This is a genomic window from Hymenobacter ginkgonis, from assembly GCF_009755225.1.
GTDB classification, from domain to species: Bacteria; Bacteroidota; Bacteroidia; order Cytophagales; family Hymenobacteraceae; genus Hymenobacter; species Hymenobacter ginkgonis.
Genome location: NZ_WQKZ01000002.1, coordinates 392157 through 410402 on the forward strand (window position 1 = coordinate 392157; position 18246 = coordinate 410402).

Here is an 18246-nt window from a genome sequence, read left to right on the forward strand (position 1 = left end):
CCATCATGGCGATGAAACTGCATGAGTTCAAGTTTGAACTCCCCGAAGAGCTGATTGCCAGTCACCCTGCCCGCCACCGCGACGAATCCCGCCTAATGGTCGTCAACCGCGCCACTGGCCAGTTTGAGCACAAGATGTTCAAAGATGTGCTGGATTATTTTGTGGAGGGCGACGTCTTCGTTTTCAACGACACCAAAGTGTTTCCGGCCCGCATGTATGGCCAAAAAGAGCGGACTGGCGCGCAAATCGAGGTTTTCCTGCTGCGCGAGCTTAACAAAGAAGGCCGCCTGTGGGATGTGCTGGTGGACCCAGCCCGCAAAATCCGCGTGGGCAACAAGCTGTACTTCGGCGAGTCAGATATTGTGGCTGAAGTGATTGACAACACGACGTCGCGCGGCCGCACCATCAAGTTTTTGTTTGATGGCACCGATGAGGAATTCCGCAAGGCGCTCTACGAACTGGGCGAAACGCCCGTGCCCAAAGAAGTGCTGAAGCGCGAAACCGAGCCCGCCGACAAAGAGCGCTACCAAACGATTTTTGCCGAGAACATTGGCGCCGTGGCCGCGCCAAGCGCTGGCTTGCACTTCTCGCGCGAGGTAATGAAGCGCATGGAAATCAAGGGCATAGAGAAAGCGTACGTGACGCTGCACGTGGGCCTTGGCACCTACCGCAACGTAGACGTAGAAGACCTGACCAAGCACAAAATGGACTCGGAGCAGTTTTTCGTGAACGCCGATGCCGTGCAGGTGGTCAACAAAGCCATGGACGCTAAAAAGCAGGTGTGCGCCATTGGCACTACCACCATGCGGGCGCTCGACGCCTCGGTGTCAGCCAACAGCCGCATTAAGGTGACGCAGGGCTGGAACGACAAGTTTATCTATCCGCCCTACGATTTCAAAATTGCTAACTCGCTGCTAACCAACTTCCACCTGCCCGAGAGCACGCTGGTGATGATGGCTTCGGCTTTTGCCGGCTACCCCCTGCTGATGGCGGCTTACCAGGAAGCTATTAAGGAGAAATACCGCTTCTTCGCCTACGGCGACGCCATGCTGATTCTGTAAGTTGGCCGCCGTTTGGCATCCAATTTGAGAGATATAAAGAGAGAGCCCCGTCGCCGTCTGGCGCCGGGGCGCTTTTTTTGTGGGCTACTTCCTTGTTTTCACTCTTATGCCTGTGCCTACCCCAGCCATTTCTAGTCCTACCCCCCTCCTTGCGCCGCACCGCTACGCCATTCTGGTGGCGGGGGGTAGCGGGCTGCGTATGGGCGCCGACCGGCCCAAGCAGTTTTTGCTGTTGCAAGGCGAGCCGGTGCTGCTGCACACGCTGCGCCGCTTTGCCGAACCCGCCTTGGGCATAGCGCAGGTGGTGGTGGTGCTGCCGTTTGACCAGCTCGATTATTGGCGGCAAGTAATTGCGCAGTACCAGCTTACTACCCCCCATACCTTGGTGCAAGGTGGCGCCACCCGCTGGGCCTCGGTGAAGGCGGGGCTAGCCGCCCTACCCCCCGATGCGGCCAGCGGCGCGCTAGTGGCCGTGCACGACGGCGTGCGCCCGCTGGTGCCGCACGCCGTGATTGAGGCTACCTACCAGGCCGCCGCTGCCCACGGCGCCGCCTGCGCCGCCGTGCCGCCCAAAGACTCGGTGCGCATGCTGGCTGCTGCGGGCTCGGCGCCGCTCGACCGCCGCCGCTTGCGCCTCATGCAGACGCCCCAAACCTTCGACCTGGCGCTGCTGCGCCGTGCGTACCGCCTGCCCGAGCTACCCACCTTCACCGACGATGCCAGCGTGGTCGATGACCTGCACCCCGTGCAGCTGGTGGAGGGCGATTACCGCAATCTCAAAATCACGACGCCCGAAGACTTGCTATTGGCTGAGGCCTTGCTCGCAGCAGCGGGGTAGGGCGGCCCCGCACTGACCGGTAAAATATCGCGCTCTTAAGCCAAAAGAGGCTGCCTGGTTTAGGCAGCCTCTTTTTATAACTAACCAGTAGAAGGGAAGGACGGCTGGAATTAGTCCATGTATTCTAACTAGTTGCTAATTAGCGCAAGTAAATAGTGTGCGTTTTGCCATTGAACGTGACCGACGCCACGTTATCGCAGGTTTGGGTGCCGGCGGGGTCGTAGTCGAGCAGCATGGCTTTTTGGTTGGAATTAGCGATTTCGACGGTGCCAGCCACAAAATGCCGGGCGCAGCCCAGCGCAAATTTTTTCACCAGCGGCTGCTGAATGGTGGCCGTGTAGCTCACTAGGCGGCGATTGGTGCCCGTGAGCGAGCCCGTAATGGTGTAGGCATCGTCGAGAATGGTGGCCGTGCCGAAGCCCGCGGTGCGGGTGTAGCGGCGCTGCGACGTCCAAGAAGTCGTGCCGCCATTATTGGCGAAGATGATGCTGGCATTCTGCACGCTAAGGTCGAACGAGCCACCGCCGAGGCTGGTGATGATGCGAGTGCCTAGGTGCTGGTTGTCGTTCACGAAATAATTGGTGCGGTTGATAGTCACCACCGCGCCAGCCTGGCGGTAGGGGCCGCTGAACACAGCTATCAGTTGGCCGCGGCGGTAGCGGCTATCGGGGCACAAGCAGTTGGTAGACCCAAAATCGAGGGTTAGCGTGCGCGTTTTGGCGTCGTAGGTGCGGGTAGCGCAGCCCGAAAGCAGGCGTTGCATATCGGCTAAGCCGCCCACGGTGGGGCTAGCCGAGTCGGTGGCATCCTGCGGGGCCGCGGCTTCGACGAGGTCGGCGGTAGTCGCGTTTTCCTCGTCGCCCTGGCCAGCGTCTTCCGCCGACACTACATCGTCGGCGATAACCTCATTTTTTTGGCAGCTCGTTGCAAGCAATAAGCCGCCCGCCAGGGCTGCTAGTGCGAAGGAGTGAAGAGTAGGGCGCTGGCGCATAAGGGAGATAGGTAAAAGGTAAATTGGCAAGTAGTTGTATAGGCTAAGAGTCGAGCTGCGGCTAGAAGTTTAATGCTGTTTTTAAAAATAAATCGGGCTGCTACCCAACCCATTATTCGGTGGCCAACTAGTTATAAACCACAAACATTACTTCCTCCCCACCGTATACCCGCCCCTACCCCCACCTCAGTTAGTCTTATGAAACGCCTCTTCCTGCCCCTGCTTGGGGCTAGCCTCTTGGCTTTGAATGCTTGTAGCTCCTCTACCACCGAAGGCAACGGCAACGACACGGCTTCCAAATCGGGCGTTACCACCGACTCTGCCACTACTGCCATGCCGGCGGGCGCTGCCAGCCCCGAGAATCAGCCCGCCATGGCCGGTTCTAACAAGTCGGAAGGTGGTGACCCTAACGGCCCGACTGCTCCGCACGCCAACGACGCCGAGTTTATGATGTCGGCGGCTCACTCAGACCAGAACGAGATTCAACTTAGCAAAATGGCCTTGGCCAAAGGTGTGTCGGAAACGGCCAAGACCTATGCTAACCAGATGATTACCGACCATACGAAGAGCTCGGCCAACCTGAAGCCCATCGCCGCCAAAGCGGGCGTGACCCTACCCACCGACATGGATGCCGACCACAAAGCAATGGCGCCCCAAATGGAAAAGCTATCGGGTAAAGCCTTCGAGGAAAAGTATATTCAGCAGATGGTGGCCGACCACCAGAAAACTGCCAACACCTTGAAAGCCCACCAGCAGATGACCAAAGACGCCCAACTGCAAGGCTGGATTACCACTACCCTGCCGGTAGTAGAAGGCCACTTGAAAATGGCTAGCACCGACGCTAATATGAAGATGTAACCTAGCAGTTACTACTTAATTGGCCATCAGCAGAGCTCGCTAACCCGGGTTTTGCTGATGGTTTTTTTGTGTCAAGATTGTCGCTGCCCCGAAAGAATAAAGGGGGGTAGGGATAAAAACCCAAAAGCCCCGGCATCAAGTAGATGCCGGGGCTTTTGGGTAGAAACGTAGCGCTACTAGCTGGCCACTACGGCCGCACCCGCCTCGCTAAGCTTAATGCCCATATGGGAGGCGTGGTAGCGCACCTCGCCATCCTGGATAAGCAGCAACTGTGGCGACTCGTGCTGCACGTGCAGCTCGGCGGCAATTTGGGCCGAGAGGGGGCGGTAGCGCAGCAAATCGAGGTAGTAGATGGGGGTGTCGGCAGGGAGGGTGGCGTCGGGCCACTGGCGCTCGATTTTAGCCTTCGCCGCCGCGCTGATGGAGCACGAGGTGCTGTGCTTGAAAATAAGAACCGGATGCTCGTGCGACTCCTGCACGATGGCGTGCAGCTGCTCGGGCTGGGTAAGGGGAAGCCAAGGGGTAGCCATAAAAAGAGTAATTTATCGTAAAAGGAGAATCAACAAAGTGGGCGCTGGTGGCGCGGTAGCCACGCGCGGGCCTGGCTCTTAAACTGCATAACTACGGCCCGGGTTCGACTTGCGCTTTGCGCCGCCGCAAGCCGGGGTACTTGGGCGTGGTCACGTGCGGCGTGCCGTCGCGGTCGAAGCGGGGCTCGCCGGCCAGGGGCGCCGGGGCAGCTAGGCCGCCACGCTTCAGGTGTTGGCGTGTCACGTCGAGGTGGCTGTCTTTGTACTCGGCTTCGGTGGCGCGGGCCTCGCGCAGGGCCCGCCGGTTTTCGGCGCGCTGCCGAGCCGGGCTAGTAGGCGCTATTTGCGCCAGCGCAACGGTGGACAGCAGCCAGGCCACCGCCAAAATAGAAGAGCGAAACATGAGCAGAAAAAGGAAGGGCCAATAACTAGCCGCTGGCAAGCAAAATCTTAGCCGCATTTCGCGGCCGGCGGGGCGGGCTTAGTTACCCGGCGCGGGCTGAGTAGGGTCGGGCTTCGGAATGGGCGTTTTTTTATCTTTTTTCTTGGCCGGCGCGGGAGCCGCCTGCGGCTCGGGAGCGGGGGTAGGGCGGGCAGCGGGCGGCATGCCCTCGTCGGGGGTCGGGGCATCGGGCGCGGTGCTGGCCTTGCGGCCGGGGCTATCCGAGCCTTTGCCTTTCGAGTGCTTGCGCATGCGGCGCGCATCGCGGCTGGCGGCGCGAGGGGGTAGGGGGCCCGTGTCGTAGTGGTGGCGCTTGCGGCGCTCTAGCTTGGGTTTTTTCAGCAGCAAGTGCTTGTCGTACTTAAGCTTGGTGCCTTCGGGCAGCTCGCCGTACGACAGCGTTTTCTTTTTATCGGCGGCATCGCCGGGCGCGGCGCCCGGCGCGGCGGGGTCGGTGGCATCGGTCGTTACTTCGGCTGGCTTGAGCGAGGTACCCTTGTGGCGCGCTTTTTCGGCCGCCCGCGCTTTGGCCTTCGCCTCGGGGTTCATGGCCGGGGTAGGCAGGCGGTACGGATGAAAAATCTTGTTATAAACGGTGCAGCTGCTCAGCACCCCCAGCAGGAGCAGCGGCAGCCAACGCAGGAGCGGTTTCAACAAAGGCATAACAAGGATAAGCCGGACTATTATAAAATTACTTAGCTAAACAGCTACCGCCTGCAGGCTAGTAGTCGCGCAGGGCCCGCAGCTGCTCGCGCAGCCGCTGCTGCGGCAAAAACCCTGCCTCAAGCGGCGGCGCAAACGGCACAGCCGTATCGAGCGAGGCCACGCGGCGCACCGGCGCATCGAGGCTACTAAAGCAATTTTCGGCTATCCAAGCTGCTATCTCGCCGCCCAAGCCGCCCGTTAGCGTGTCTTCGTGGAGAATGAGCACGCGGCCGGTTTTGCGCACCGTGCGGCCCACGGCGGCGCTATCCCAAGGTAGCAGGGTGCGCAAATCCAGAATGTCGGCTTTGATTTCCATCTCTTTGCACGCCGCCAGCGCCCAGTGCACCCCCAGCCCATAGGTAATAATGCTGAGGTCGCTGCCCTCCTGCGCCAGCGCTGCCTGGCCGATGGGCGTCGTGTAGTATGCCTCCGGCACCGGCCCGCTTAGAGAGCGGTACAGCAACTTGTGCTCGAAATACATCACGGGGTTGGGGTCTGCCAGCGCTGCGCAAAGCAGCCCTTTGGCATCGTGCGGATTGCTAGGATACACCACTTTCAGGCCCGGCACGTGCGTAAACCACGCCTCCGTGCTTTGCGAGTGAAAGGGGCCGGCCGCTGTGCCCGCGCCAGTGGGCATGCGCACCACCACGTCGGCGTTCTGGCCCCAGCGGTAGTGGCTTTTTGCCAGGTTGTTGACAATCTGATTGAAGCCACACGTCACGAAATCAGCAAATTGCATCTCCACCATCGCCTTCTTACCCCGGATGCTCAGCCCCAACCCGGCGCCCACAATGGCCGACTCGCAGAGCGGCGTATTGCGCACCCTACCCTTCCCAAATTCAGCCATAAAGCCCTCCGTAATCTTAAATACGCCGCCGTACTCGGCAATGTCCTGGCCCATGAGCACCAGTTCGGGGAAGCGTTCCATGCTCTGCTTCAAACCCTCCGAAATGGCGTCGATGTAACGCTTTTCGGGGGCAGGGCCGTCGGCGGGCGGGTTGCTTTCGGGCTGCGCAAAGGGCGCGTACATATCAGCTAGCTCGCGGGCGTCGTCGGGGGTAGGGGCAGGGGCCGCTTCCGATTCCTGCCAGCCCTTCTCTATCTCCTGCTTAAGGGTTTCGCGGGTTTGCACGCGGGCCGTTTCGCTGAGGATGTTTTCGGCCAGCAGCCACTTTTCATAATTCTCGACAGGGTCTTTGGTGGCCCATTCCTGCAGCAGCTCGGCGGGCACGTATTTGGTGCCGCTGGCTTCCTCGTGGCCGCGCATGCGAAAAGTAAGAGCTTCTACCAACACCGGACGCGGGTTTTGGCGCAGGTCTTCGGCCAGCCGATTAATGGTATGGTACACCTCCAACACGTTGTTGCCATCGACCTGCACGGCTTCTATGCCGTAGGCCGGGCCTTTGTCGATGAACGACTTAAACCGAAACTGTTCGTTGCTGGGCGTGCTCAGGCCATAGCCGTTGTTTTCTATTAGGAAAATGACCGGCAGCTGCCACACCGCCGCCACATTCAATGCCTCGTGAAAATCACCCTCACTAGCCCCGCCATCGCCCGAGTACGTGAGCGTCACGCGGGGCTCTTTATCTAGCAAATCGGCCAGCGCAATGCCATCAGCAACGGCGAGCTGCGGTCCTAGGTGCGAAATCATACCCACGATGTGGTGCTCGTTGGTGCCAAAGTGAAAGCTGCGGTCGCGGCCCTTGGTGTAGCCCGTTTCCTTGCCTTGCCACTGCGCAAACAGCCGGCCCAGCGGCACCCCGCGCCCCGTAAACACGCCCAGGTTGCGGTGCAGAGGCAAGATGTACTCATCGGGCTTGAGGGCCAGCGTACTGCCCACCGAAATAGCCTCCTGCCCAATACCCGAAAACCACTTACTTACCTTGCCCTGGCGCAGCAAAATCAGCATTTTCTCCTCAATAAGGCGTGGCTTCAGCAGCTCGCGGTAGAGGCGCAGCAGCAGGTCGTTGGGGTAGTCGTGGCGGTTAAACGTCATGAGGGGGGTAGGGCGGAGTTGCGAGGGGCAAAGGTAGCGGCGGCATTTTCACTACTCGGCAGGCTTGGCACCCGCCTCTTTGTGGCGCTACTACCGGCGCTACCGTAGTTTTGGCTGCGTGCGCGGCTTGGTTTGGTAGCCGCAAGCCACCGGTCGGCTGCTCCTTATGTGAGCAATCTATGCCATTGGCTGCCTGCTGCTTGCCTGCCCAGCATAGGTCAAGTAGCGCCCGCTCGTATTCCTACCCCGTACCGGGTGGCTGGGCACGCGCGCCAGCATCTGGGGCGCCCCGCAACCAGAAGGCCGCCGCTGGTGTTGAAGATTTTAAATTTTGACCTTACTTGCGGCGGCCCGATTAGCTGGCGCCGCCTCCCTCTTTCGTTCATGATTCAATTTCAGGAGTTTACCCTGCCCAACGGCTTGCGCTGCTTGGTGCACGAAGATTTCACTACCCCCCTTGCCGTGCTCAACATCCTCTACGATGTGGGCTCGCGCGACGAGGACGCCCGCCGCACAGGCTTTGCCCACTTGTTTGAACACCTGATGTTTAGCGGTTCGGTGAACGTGCCCAATTACGACGAGCCCTTGCAGAAAGTGGGCGGCGAAAACAACGCCTTCACCTCGCAGGACATCACCAATTATTACCTCTCGCTGCCCGCTGCCAATATTGAAACCGGTTTTTGGCTCGAAAGCGACCGGATGCTCGACCTGGCTTTTTCGGAAAACGGCCTCGACGTGCAGCGCAAAGTGGTAGTCGAAGAGTTTAAGCAGAACTACCTCAACCAGCCCTACGGCGACGTGTGGCTCAAGCTGAAGCCGCTCGCTTACCAAACGCACCCCTACCAGTGGAATACCATCGGCAAGGAAATCAGCCACATTGAAGAAGCCGAAATGACCGATGTGCGGGCCTTCTTCCGCAAGCACTACGCGCCCCAAAATGCGATTTTAGTCGTGGCCGGCGCGGTGGCTTTTGATGAAGTAAAGCGCCTAACCGAGAAGTGGTTTGGCCCCATCGAAGGCGGACCGCGCTACGAGCGCCAGCTACCGCAGGAGCCCGCCCAAACCGAAGCGCGCCGCGCCGAAGTCACGGCCGCCGTGCCGCTGAGCGCGCTCTATAAAGCCTGGCACATGCCCGCTCGCCTCGACCCGCGCTACCACGCCGTAGACTTGCTGAGCGATGTGCTGGGGCGCGGCAAAAGCTCGCGCCTGCACCAGCGCTTAGTGAAAGATTTGCAATTGTTTAACAATATTTCGTCGTCGCTCACCAGTTCGCTCGACCCCGGCTTGTTTGTGGTGAGTGGCAAGCTCAACGCGGGCGTGGCCCTGGCCGACGCCGACCGCGCCGTGGAAGAAGTGGTGGCAGAATTCTTACGCGAAGAAATTCCGACCGCTGAGCTAGATAAAGTAAAAAACCAAGCCGAAGCAGGCCTGGTTTTCGGCGAAATTGAGTTACTCAACCGGGCGCTGGCCATCGCCATCGGCAAGCTGCTCGGCAATGCCAACCTTGTGAATGAAGAGCCCGCCATGCTGCAAGCCGTGACGCCCGCCGATGTGCGCCAGGCCGCCGAGCTTGTGCTGCGCCCCGAAAATTGCAGTACTCTGTATTACCATGCCGCCGAGTAGCCGTCTTCTTAAAATTTAGAAAAAGAACGTCAAGCGGAGTGCCGAGAAGTATCTCTGCGCTCCGCCTGACGTTCTTTTATTTATGCTGCTGCGCTAACTGATTGCGCCTACTCTACTTAGGCGTGGCGAGCGTGGTATTGGTGCGGGCGGGCTGGGCGGCGGGGCCATCGTAGGATGGCGTGTTTTTGCCGTTGTCGGTGATGTTGATGGGCTGGCCGGGGGCAGCGTAGCCATTGTTGCCGCGGCCGTTGTCGTTGGTGCCGCGGAGCGGGTCGGCGGCGCGGGCAGCGGGCGAGGTATTAGGCACCATGCGCGGGGCGGGCTTGCGAGCGGCTTTAGACTTGGGAGCAGTTTGGGCGGTAGCTGCGCCAACCAGCAGCGTCAAGCTCAGCAGCGAAAAAACGAACGGGCGAAACATAACAAAAATTTAAAGCAGCGGAAAGTAGCCCCGCAGCGCCGGGCCCTACCCCCTTTACGCAAAACGACCGCCAGGAGCTAACCCGGCGGCCGTTGAGGCAGAAAGAATGAGTGAGAAAGGTGTGGTTGGCTGCAACTTAGCGCTGCGAGGGCAGCGTGGTATTGGTGTTAGGCGTGTTGTGGTTGAGCGGCCGGCCGTTGTAGTCGGTCGTAACACCGTGGCCTACTTGGTTGATGGGCATACCGGGCGCCACCGACAGGTTGGTGGTGGGGCGCTTCATAGAAGGCTCTACTTGGGGCATGGGCTCGTCGCTCCAGCCCGCGTACTGTGACTGTGCGGGGGTAGCCATTGCCATAGTATTGGCAGCGGCAGCGTTGGCAGCGGCCACTTTAGCAGCAGCTTCGGCGGCGCGGCGCTCGCGGGCCGTTAGCAAGCGGCCGGTACGGGCATCGCGCAGGGGCGCGGCCGTAGTTTTGGGCTTCACGGGTAGTTTTTGGGCGGTGGCGGCTTCAGTAGCCAACAAAGCAAAACCAAGCAGCGGGAGGAGGAGTCGGCGTACCATAGCGAAGTAGAGGTTGGAGATTGGGGAGGGAGAACGGTGAACGGTTGAAAAGCCTTTTGCAAAGGCAATGCCAGTTTTTTGAACCCTACCCCCTTCGGGGCCCGGCAAGCGGAGCCGTACCTTTGTGGGTACCATGCAGGAATCTATTTTGGGCTTGGCCGCCGAGGTGGCCGCCGCCGACGTGAGCACCGCCGCCGCCCTCGACCAGTTTCGCCTTCTTTACCTGGGCCGCAAAGGCCGCCTGGCCGACTTGTTCGACCAGCTCAAAACTGTGCCCGCCGAGGACCGCCGGGCCATTGGCCAGCAGCTAAATGGCTTAAAGCAGCAGGCTCAGGCCCGTTTCGACGAGGCCCAGGCCGCCGTAGAGGCCGCGTCGGCCAACCAGCCCGCCGACGCTAATTTTGACTATACCCTGCCCCCCGTCCCGAATGCGCTGGGCACGCGGCACCCCCTCAACCTGGTGCGCGAGCAGATGCTGCGCATTTTTGCCCGCATCGGGTTTGCGGTGGCCGAAGGGCCGGAGATTGAGGACGATTGGCACAACTTCACGGCCCTCAATTTCCCCGAAAATCACCCAGCTCGCGACATGCAGGACACGTTTTTTGTGGAGCCTGCCCCCGGCGCTGACGTGACCCAGCCCTTTTTGCTGCGCACCCACACCAGCAACGTGCAGGTGCGCGTGATGGAAACCGAGCCGCTGCCCATTCGCCGCGTCATGCCCGGCCGGGTGTACCGCAACGAAGCTATTTCGGCGCGCGCCCACATGATGTTCCATCAGATTGAGGGGCTGTACGTGGATGAAAACGTGAGTTTTGCCGACCTCAAGCAGACCATCTATTACTTTGTGCGCGAGATGTTTGGCGAGGATATCAACATCCGTTTCCGGCCTAGCTACTTCCCCTTCACCGAGCCCAGCGCCGAGATTGACATCACCTGCCTCATTTGCAAGGGCGCGGGCTGCAATATCTGCAAAGGCTCGGGCTGGGTCGAGATTGGCGGCAGCGGCATGGTAGACCCTAACGTGCTGGAGAACTGCGGCATCGATTCCGAAAAATACTCGGGCTACGCCTGGGGCATGGGCATCGAGCGCATCACCATGCTCAAGTACCAGGTGAAGGACTTGCGCCTGTTCACTGAAAACGACGTGCGGTTCCTGCGCCAGTTCGAGGCGCAGTAGGGGGTAGCGGCCACTGAACCTGAAGAGGCGCAGCTGTGTTGCTCGGCTTCCACTTCGCTTTGAGCCTATTACGCTGAGAAATACTTAATAGAACGTCATGCTGAACGCCGGGAAGCATCTCGCTGGGATTAGCAACCTTACGCTATTCAACGAGGTGAGCGAGTTGCTTCCCGGCTTTCAGCATGACGTTCAACCTATATCCGAATGAAAGTTAGAACCCTTAAACAAAACAAAGTCAACGTTATAACGCTGGGCTGCTCCAAGAACCTCGTCGATTCGGAGGTGCTCATGGGCCAGCTACGTGCCAACGACTTCCAGGTGACGCACGAGGCGAAGAAGTCGGATGCTAATATTGTGATTATCAACACCTGCGGCTTTATCGACAACGCCAAGCAGGAAAGCATTGATACCATTCTGCGCTACGCAGATGAGAAAGAAGCCGGCAAGCTCGAAAAACTCTACGTAACGGGCTGCCTGTCACAGCGCTATAAAGACGAGTTAGAGCAGGAAATTCCGCAGGTAGATGCCTATTTTGGCACTCTTGAGCTGCCGCAAATGCTGAAGGTGCTGGAGGCAGACTACAAAAAAGAATTGGTGGGCGAGCGCCTGCTCACGACCCCCAAACACTACGCTTACTTCAAAATTGCGGAGGGTTGCAACCGCCCGTGTTCGTTTTGTGCCATCCCGCTGATGCGCGGCAAGCACGTAGACCGGTCGATGGAAGACCTCGTGACCGAGGCCAAGCGCCTCGTGAGTATGGGCACTAAGGAGCTGATTCTCATTGCGCAAGACTTAACTTATTACGGCTTGCAAGCCTATGGCGAGCGCAAGCTACCCGAGCTGCTGGAGCGCCTTTCCGACGTGAGCGGGGTCGACTGGATTCGGTTACAATACGCCTACCCCTCCCAATTTCCGTTGGCTGCGTTGGATGTGATGCGCGAGCGCGACAACATCTGCCGCTACCTCGATATGCCGTTGCAGCATATTTCGGATAACATGCTGAAAACTATGCGTCGGGGCATCACAGGGCGCCGCACGAAGGAGCTGGTACGTGAGATTCGCGACCGTGTGCCGGGCATTGCATTGCGCACTACGCTTATTGCCGGCCACCCCAGCGAGACGGAGGAAGACTTTGCAGAACTGTGCGAATTTGTACAGGAATCGAAGTTTGAGCGGCTGGGCATCTTCACTTATTCGCACGAAGAAAATACCCACTCGCACACCTTGGTGGACGACGTGCCCGCCGAAGTAAAGCAGGAGCGCGCCGACCGTATTATGGAAATTCAGCAGCAGATATCGCTGGATTACAACGAGTCGCGCGTAGGCCAAACCTATAAAGTGCTCTTCGACCGGCTCGAAGGCGGCTACTACGTGGGCCGCACCGAATTCGACTCGCCTGAGGTGGACAATGAAGTGCTGGTGCTGGCTACCAACGACTTGCATATTCCGCAGGGCAGCTTTGCCAACGTGCACATCACCGGCGCCTCCGACTTCGACTTGTACGGCGAGGTAGTGCGATAGCGAGGGCTAGCCAGACGTGGGCAAGTAGCGTCAAATAATTAAAAAAGCCTTCATGCTGAGCTTATCGAAGCATTTCTACCGCTTCACCCAATAGTGCGGTAGAGATGCTTCGACAAGCTCAGCATGAAGGCTTTTTTGACTTGTTATCTTAAAACTAGCCTTACTCCGCTGCCCGCGTGGGGTGTTGGGCCGGAATAGCTAGCGGCTGGAAAGATTTCTTTTGCAAGTCGCTTAGGATAACCTCCACAGCTTTGGCTAGTTGCGGGTCGGCGCCGTTTTGGGTGGCGGCGGGCAGCACATCTACTTCGATGTCGGGCGGCACGCCCTGATTTTCAATTTCCCACTTGCCATCGGGGCTGTAGATGCCGAAGCTGGGCGAGGTGACGGCTCCGCCGTCTAGGAGCACGGGGTAGCCAGAAATGCCGACTAGGCCGCCCCAGGTGCGCTTGCCCACGATGGTACCCAGTCCCCGGCGCCGGAAAAACGCCGGCAGCGCGTCGCCGCCCGATCCGGCAAACTCGTTGACCAGCATCACCTTAGGGCCGTAGATGGACGCGCCGGGCGAGGTAAAGGCCCTACCCTCGCGCGGGGCCCAGTAGCTGAGTAGCGGCCGGTTGAGCAGGTCGAGGATGTAGTCGGCCACGAAGCCGCCGCCGTTGAAGCGCTCATCCACGATAACGGCTTCTTTATCTAACTGGCTGAAATAGTAGCGGTTGAAGAACTCGTAGCCTTCGGCACTGGTGTTGGGCAGGTACACGTAGGCTACGCGGCCGTGGGTCAGCTCGTCCACCTTGCGGCGGTTGCCCTCTACCCAGGCAATGCGGCGCAGGGTGGCCTCGCTGGCTACCGGCACCACCGTTACCTCGCGGGCGCCTTGCAGGGTAGGCTTGTCGTTGACGGTGAGCGTAAGCTGCTTGCCCACCGTATTCTCGAAAAAGCTGTACACATTGTCGGTACCGGTAAGGGGGCGGTTGTTCACGGCCAGCAGGTAGTCGCCGGCCTGCACGTTCACGCCGGGTCCGGTGAGTGGGGCACGCAGGCTGGGGTTAAAATTCTCGCCATTGAATACCCGCTTGAAGCGGTAGTGGTCGTTCACTACTTCATAATCAGCCCCTAGCAGGCCCACGGGGCTAGCCGTGAGGGCCGGCATATCACCGCCGCTCACGTAGTTGTGGCCCACCACCATTTCGCCCATCATTTCCGAAAAAAGGTAGTTGAGGTCGGCGCGGTTGGCCACGTGGGGCAGAAAAACGGCGTACTTCTTCTTGGTAGCGGCCCAGTCGAGGCCGTGCATGTTGGCGTCGTAGAAGTAGTCGCGCTCCAAGCGCCACACCTCGTTAAACATCTGCTCCCACTCGTGGCGCGGGTCAACGTAGGCATCGAGGGCAGTCATGGTGAGCTTGCCGTCACCGGCGGCGGGCTTGCCAGCCGTTTCGACGATGCCGTAGCTGTCGTGCGGGGCCGTGTAGAGCAGCTTCTTGCCATCGGCACTCAGCGAATAATCGTCAATCTCCGAGAGAAATACCTCGTCTTTGCGGGCCTGCATGTCGAAGCGATGCAGGCGCTGGGCCGGGCCGGCCACGGTGGGGGGGGTAGGGCCGGCGGCGGTGCTAGCCGGCATCTGCTCGAGGTAAAACAGCTTATCGCCATCGGCAGCCTGCACTGCGCTGAGGCTGCCCACCACCGAGCCCGGCACTACCAGGATGCGCTGGCTTAGCCCGGCCGTGTCAATGACCACTTTTATCGCGGGAGCTGGCTTGGCCTTGGTGTCCTTTACGGCCACTTTCAGGTCTTTCACGGCCACTTTGGGGGTGCGGTTGCCAACGGGCTTGCCCACTACCACCGAGTCGGGCCGAGTGGCAGCGCCCTTTTCCTCATCGCTCTGCGGAGCGAAAGGCGAAGCATCCTGCTTGTTGAGCACGGCCACGTAGAGCGTGCGCTTGCTCACGCGGTCGTAGGCCGTCATGTCGAGCCAGGTGGTGCGCAGGCCCACATCGGTACTGGCCGTGAAAAACAGGTACTTCCCATTGCGACTGAAAGCCGGCGCGTCGGCGTCGCTGCGGCCGTCGCTCACGGCGAAGCGCTTGCCGCTGGGCAGGTGGTACACAAAGAGCGTGCGCAAGTGATTGGGCATCAATTGCGAATAGGCTAGCCATTGCCCATCGGGCGCCCACGTGGGGGCTAGGGCTTCGTTGGGGCCGTAGGTTTCGCTGGCCACGCGCACGGGCTTTTTGCTGGCCAGGTCGAGGTACCAGAGGTTGAGCTTCTTATCGGTGTAGGCGATTTTTTTGCTATCGGGCGACCACTGGGGGTGGAAGTAAAACGACGGCGGCCCCAGCGAATACGCCTGGGCGGGCTTGGTGCCGCGTTGGTCTTGCACCATAAGCTGGTACTCGCCGCTGGCATCCGACACATAGGCGATGCGCGTACCATCGGGCGACCAGGCGGGGTAGCGCTCGTGCGCCCCGTCGGAGTGCGTCAGGTTGCGGCTCTCGCCTTTCTTGGCGGGCACCGTAAAAATATCACCCCGCGCTTCTACCACGGCCCGCATGCCGGTGGGCGAAATAGCGGTGTTGCGCACCATCGAGGCCACGTTGCGGTACTGCGGACGCAAAGCCAGCAGCTCGGGCGAAATAGTAATTTTCAAGTCACTGGTCTTACCCGTGGCCGTATGAAAGAGGTGCAGCCGCCCGGCTTGCTCATACACCAGTTCGTCGCCGAAACCGCTCAGCGCCTTCACGTCGTAGTCGGTGTGGCGGGTCAGCTGCTCGACTTGGCGGGTGGCCACATCGTAGGCAAACACGTTGTTGGTGCGCTGGCGGTCGCTCAAAAAATACACCTTACCGCCCAGCCACAGCGGGCTAGTGTCGGTGGCATTTTCGTGCGGCACTTCCTCGGTGGCCAGCGTTTGCATATCCGTCAGCCAGATGGGGCCGGTCCGGCCGCCGCGGTAGTGCTTCCAAGTGTCGGTAGCGTTGGTGATGTGCGTGTGCGCCAAACGTTTGCCGTCGGGCGAGTAGCTGCCCTTCTCGCCCATCAGCAGGGGTAGGCGCACGGGCAGGCCGCCCGCCAGCGGCACCGTAAAGAGCTGCAACGAGCGTGCATATGCCTCCTGCGAGCTGCTGAACAGAATGCCTTTGCCATCGGGCGACCAGTCGCGCACCACATCGGCCGAGGGGTGCCAGGTGAGGCGCCGGGGTTGCCCACCGCTCACCGCCACCACGTACACGTCGGTATTGCGGTCATAATCACCGGAGTAGGCCAGCCACTGGCCATCGGGCGAGAAGTGGGGATTAGTTTCGACGCCCGGCCCCACCGTGAGGCGCTGCGGGTTGGAGCCGTCGCGGTTGGCCAGCCAAATATCGCCGGCGTAGCTGAAGGCCAGCTTGTCGCGGCTCAGCGCGGGCTCGCGCAGCAGCAGCGTTTCGGAAGTGGGCGGCGCTTGGGCGTGCAGGGCTTGGCTGGCAAGCAACCCAAGAACTGGCAACAGGTAGCGTTTGGACATAGCGAGGAAAAAGAAAAGAAGAAAAGGGACGGCAATTATCGCATCTAAAGTAAAGACAACCCGGGCTTCGGTTTATACTGCACTGCCCCTGGGCCACCCGTAAAAACTGGCCGTCATGCTTCCTTCGCCCGCATGGCCGCCAGGCCAGCAACTCCATTGATTACGAACCCAATAAGGCGCTTCTTTCAGCACCCGTGAGGCCGCCTAACACCCCATAAACGGCAAGTGAGTTTTAACCTTTCGGCCCGCGCCGGGTTTTGGGCTGAATTTCGCGCTCCCTTTTTCACTTCGCGCTCATGGCTACTGCCGACTGTATTACCCTGCCCTACGCGGCCACTGGCGCGTTCTCGGGCCTCCTCACCGACTACCTGGCCCAAAAGCCAGCCCTGGCGCCCTTCTACCACCGCTTCCCCGAACTCGCTGCTTTTCAGGCCCAGATAGAGGAGAAAAAAGCTGCCTACCTCCCCGAGGCGCGGCAAAGGCTGGTAGCTGACCTGCGCGCCCAATACGCCGAATTAGGCGGCGAGGTGCCGCCCGCCGTGGCCGCCAACCTTGAGTTGCTGGCCCGCGACACCACGTTTACCGTCACTACGGGGCACCAGCTCAATCTATTTACCGGGCCGCTATACTTTGTCTATAAGATAATTACGGCTATCAAGCTGAGCCAGGAGCTGAAAGCGGCCTACCCCACCTACGATTTTGTACCGGTGTACTGGCTCGCCACGGAGGACCACGATTTTGCCGAAATCAACCACTTCCAGCTGTTTGGTAAAACGTATAGCTGGGCCGGGCCGGCCGGCGGCGCCAGCCTCGGCGGCCCGGTGGGCCGCCTACCCCTCGCTGACCTGCCCAGCGAGCTGCTGAGCCAGCTGCCGCCCGAAGTACCCGCCGCCTTCCGCGACGCCTACACCCAGAGTGCTACCCTAAGCGAGGCTACCCGCCGACTAGCCGCCAGCCTTTTTAGCGAGCACGGCTTGGTGTGTATTGATGCCGACCGCCCGGCCTTGAAGCAGGCGCTCAAGCCCTTGTTAGAAAAAGAGTTGCGTGAGCAGTTCTCCAACCAAGCTGTGCAGGCTACCAATGCCCAGCTTACGGCCGCTGGCTACAAGCCGCAGGTGTATTCGCGCCCGCTCAACCTGTTTTTCATTACCGACGAAGGCAAGCGCGAACGCCTGGAACCCGATGCCACGCCCGGCGCTGATTGCACCCAAGTAACGGTGCGCGGCACCGCCCGCTGCCACTCGCAGGCCGAGCTAATGGCAATGGCCGCCGCTGAGCCCGAGCGCTTTAGCCCCAACGTGGTGCTGCGCCCAGTGTATCAGGAAATTCTATTGCCCAACCTCGCTTACATCGGCGGCGGGGCCGAGGTGGCCTATTGGTTTCAGCTGAAAGACGTGTTTGCGGCGCTCGGCGTGCCCTACCCCCTTGTGCTGCCCCGCAACTCGGCCATGTACCTGAGCCGCGCCAATGCCAACAAGCTAGCGAAACTGGGCCTGAGCACGTTCGATATTTTTAAGCCGCTGGCCGAGTTGAAAAAGCAAGTAGGTGCTGCACTGGGGCAAGAGGAAATCAGCCTGGCGGCCCAGCAGCAGGCGCTGGCCGCTACCTTCCAGCAGGTGCAGGAGTTGGCCCAGCGCCTCGACCCCACGCTGGTAAAAACTGTGGCGGCCGAAGCTCAAAAAGCCGCTGGCAGCCTTGCTGGCCTCGAAAAGCGCCTCAGCAAAGCCGCCGAAGCCAAGCACGACACGGCCTACGCGCAGCTTACTGCTCTCAAAGACAAGCTCTTTCCTGAAGGCGGCTTGCAGGAGCGCACCGACAACGTGCTCAGCATCTTGATTAATAATCCTAGCTTTATAGAACAGCTCTTGGCTTGCCTCGAACCGCTGAAACTGGAGTTTGCCGTAGTGCAGGAGGGGTAGGCTGGCCTTTGAAAAGATTAGTTACGGGCAACCTCCTGCTACCTACCCACATCTACTAAGGCCTAGCACCACCCCGGCGCTGGGCCTTTTCTTTGCTGTC

The 18246-nt window shown here is 60.0% G+C and carries 15 protein-coding genes; 7 read left to right on the top strand and 8 right to left on the bottom strand.

Annotated elements, in window-relative coordinates; all coding sequences use genetic code 11:
- The first annotated feature begins 11 nt into the window (after window positions 1–11).
- Both queA and GO988_RS07470 read left to right on the top strand, forming a co-directional pair.
- On the top strand, window positions 12–1061 hold the full coding sequence (gene queA, locus GO988_RS07465) for a tRNA preQ1(34) S-adenosylmethionine ribosyltransferase-isomerase QueA (RefSeq protein ID WP_157565379.1): 1050 nt from the start codon (window positions 12–14) through the stop codon (window positions 1059–1061).
- A gap of 106 nt (window positions 1062–1167) precedes the next feature.
- On the top strand, window positions 1168–1899 hold the full coding sequence (locus GO988_RS07470; RefSeq protein WP_157563770.1) for a 2-C-methyl-D-erythritol 4-phosphate cytidylyltransferase: 732 nt from the start codon (window positions 1168–1170) through the stop codon (window positions 1897–1899).
- Window positions 1900–2038: 139 nt separating this feature from the next.
- Here the strand turns inward: GO988_RS07470 and GO988_RS07475 are convergent, their stop codons facing one another.
- Complete coding sequence (locus GO988_RS07475) at window positions 2039–2890, bottom strand: hypothetical protein (protein ID WP_157563772.1); 852 nt, start codon at window positions 2888–2890, stop codon at window positions 2039–2041.
- Window positions 2891–3088: 198 nt separating this feature from the next.
- Between GO988_RS07475 and GO988_RS07480 the strand changes: the two genes are divergently transcribed.
- Window positions 3089–3748, top strand: coding sequence for a DUF4142 domain-containing protein (locus GO988_RS07480; RefSeq protein WP_198172569.1), 660 nt, complete (start codon window positions 3089–3091; stop codon window positions 3746–3748).
- A gap of 176 nt (window positions 3749–3924) precedes the next feature.
- Here GO988_RS07480 and ytxJ read toward each other — a convergent pair whose 3' ends face one another.
- From ytxJ to GO988_RS07500, 4 genes are all read right to left on the bottom strand, one after another.
- The gene (gene ytxJ, locus GO988_RS07485; RefSeq protein ID WP_157563776.1) at window positions 3925–4278 is read right to left on the bottom strand and encodes a bacillithiol system redox-active protein YtxJ; all 354 of its coding nucleotides are present in this window, start codon (window positions 4276–4278) and stop codon (window positions 3925–3927) included.
- 91 nt (window positions 4279–4369) lie between these two features.
- Window positions 4370–4681, bottom strand: a complete 312-nt coding sequence (locus tag GO988_RS07490) for a hypothetical protein (RefSeq protein ID WP_157563778.1) — start codon at window positions 4679–4681, stop codon at window positions 4370–4372.
- A 78-nt stretch (window positions 4682–4759) separates the two neighbouring features.
- Window positions 4760–5383: a hypothetical protein gene (locus GO988_RS07495; RefSeq protein ID WP_157563780.1), complete on the bottom strand. Its 624-nt coding sequence runs from the start codon at window positions 5381–5383 to the stop codon at window positions 4760–4762.
- Between the two features lie 58 nt (window positions 5384–5441).
- Window positions 5442–7421, bottom strand: coding sequence for an alpha-ketoacid dehydrogenase subunit alpha/beta (locus GO988_RS07500; RefSeq protein WP_157563782.1), 1980 nt, complete (start codon window positions 7419–7421; stop codon window positions 5442–5444).
- A 384-nt stretch (window positions 7422–7805) separates the two neighbouring features.
- On the opposite strand from GO988_RS07500, the gene GO988_RS07505 reads away from it, so the two are divergent.
- Entirely contained in the window at window positions 7806–9044 is a 1239-nt protein-coding gene (locus tag GO988_RS07505) for a M16 family metallopeptidase (RefSeq protein ID WP_157563784.1), read from the top strand.
- A 112-nt stretch (window positions 9045–9156) separates the two neighbouring features.
- On the opposite strand, the gene GO988_RS07510 is transcribed toward GO988_RS07505, so the two are convergent.
- Window positions 9157–9462 (bottom strand): hypothetical protein, encoded by a 306-nt coding sequence (locus GO988_RS07510; protein ID WP_157563786.1) that lies wholly within the window; start codon window positions 9460–9462, stop codon window positions 9157–9159.
- 136 nt (window positions 9463–9598) lie between these two features.
- Entirely contained in the window at window positions 9599–10024 is a 426-nt protein-coding gene (locus GO988_RS07515; protein ID WP_157563788.1) for a hypothetical protein, read from the bottom strand.
- 133 nt (window positions 10025–10157) lie between these two features.
- Between GO988_RS07515 and pheS the strand changes: the two genes are divergently transcribed.
- Both pheS and rimO read left to right on the top strand, forming a co-directional pair.
- On the top strand, window positions 10158–11201 hold the full coding sequence (gene pheS / locus GO988_RS07520) for a phenylalanine--tRNA ligase subunit alpha (protein WP_157563790.1): 1044 nt from the start codon (window positions 10158–10160) through the stop codon (window positions 11199–11201).
- 204 nt (window positions 11202–11405) lie between these two features.
- Window positions 11406–12722, top strand: a complete 1317-nt coding sequence (rimO, locus tag GO988_RS07525) for a 30S ribosomal protein S12 methylthiotransferase RimO (RefSeq protein ID WP_157563792.1) — start codon at window positions 11406–11408, stop codon at window positions 12720–12722.
- Between the two features lie 160 nt (window positions 12723–12882).
- On the opposite strand, the gene GO988_RS07530 is transcribed toward rimO, so the two are convergent.
- A complete protein-coding gene (locus GO988_RS07530; RefSeq protein ID WP_157563794.1) occupies window positions 12883–16227 on the bottom strand; it encodes a S41 family peptidase in 3345 nt (1114 codons plus the stop codon).
- A gap of 296 nt (window positions 16228–16523) precedes the next feature.
- On the opposite strand from GO988_RS07530, the gene bshC reads away from it, so the two are divergent.
- Window positions 16524–18146, top strand: coding sequence for a bacillithiol biosynthesis cysteine-adding enzyme BshC (gene bshC, locus GO988_RS07535; protein WP_157563796.1), 1623 nt, complete (start codon window positions 16524–16526; stop codon window positions 18144–18146).
- Window positions 18147–18246: the final 100 nt, after the last annotated feature.

Bases quoted from the DNA above. Each gene is read 5' to 3' on its own strand.
- GO988_RS07515 (WP_157563788.1), bottom strand. From the start codon at position 10,024: ATGGTACGCCGACTCCTCCTCCCGCTGCTTGGTTTTGCTTTGTTGGCT.
- GO988_RS07495 (WP_157563780.1), bottom strand. From the start codon at position 5,383: ATGCCTTTGTTGAAACCGCTCCTGCGTTGGCTGCCGCTGCTCCTGCTG.
- GO988_RS07490 (WP_157563778.1), bottom strand. From the start codon at position 4,681: ATGTTTCGCTCTTCTATTTTGGCGGTGGCCTGGCTGCTGTCCACCGTT.
- GO988_RS07470 (WP_157563770.1), top strand. From the start codon at position 1,168: ATGCCTGTGCCTACCCCAGCCATTTCTAGTCCTACCCCCCTCCTTGCG.
- bshC (WP_157563796.1), top strand. From the start codon at position 16,524: ATGGCTACTGCCGACTGTATTACCCTGCCCTACGCGGCCACTGGCGCG.
- GO988_RS07530 (WP_157563794.1), bottom strand. From the start codon at position 16,227: ATGTCCAAACGCTACCTGTTGCCAGTTCTTGGGTTGCTTGCCAGCCAA.
- GO988_RS07500 (WP_157563782.1), bottom strand. From the start codon at position 7,421: ATGACGTTTAACCGCCACGACTACCCCAACGACCTGCTGCTGCGCCTC.
- GO988_RS07505 (WP_157563784.1), top strand. From the start codon at position 7,806: ATGATTCAATTTCAGGAGTTTACCCTGCCCAACGGCTTGCGCTGCTTG.
- ytxJ (WP_157563776.1), bottom strand. From the start codon at position 4,278: ATGGCTACCCCTTGGCTTCCCCTTACCCAGCCCGAGCAGCTGCACGCC.
- GO988_RS07475 (WP_157563772.1), bottom strand. From the start codon at position 2,890: ATGCGCCAGCGCCCTACTCTTCACTCCTTCGCACTAGCAGCCCTGGCG.
- pheS (WP_157563790.1), top strand. From the start codon at position 10,158: ATGCAGGAATCTATTTTGGGCTTGGCCGCCGAGGTGGCCGCCGCCGAC.
- GO988_RS07510 (WP_157563786.1), bottom strand. From the start codon at position 9,462: ATGTTTCGCCCGTTCGTTTTTTCGCTGCTGAGCTTGACGCTGCTGGTT.
- rimO (WP_157563792.1), top strand. From the start codon at position 11,406: ATGAAAGTTAGAACCCTTAAACAAAACAAAGTCAACGTTATAACGCTG.
- queA (WP_157565379.1), top strand. From the start codon at position 12: ATGAAACTGCATGAGTTCAAGTTTGAACTCCCCGAAGAGCTGATTGCC.
- GO988_RS07480 (WP_198172569.1), top strand. From the start codon at position 3,089: ATGAAACGCCTCTTCCTGCCCCTGCTTGGGGCTAGCCTCTTGGCTTTG.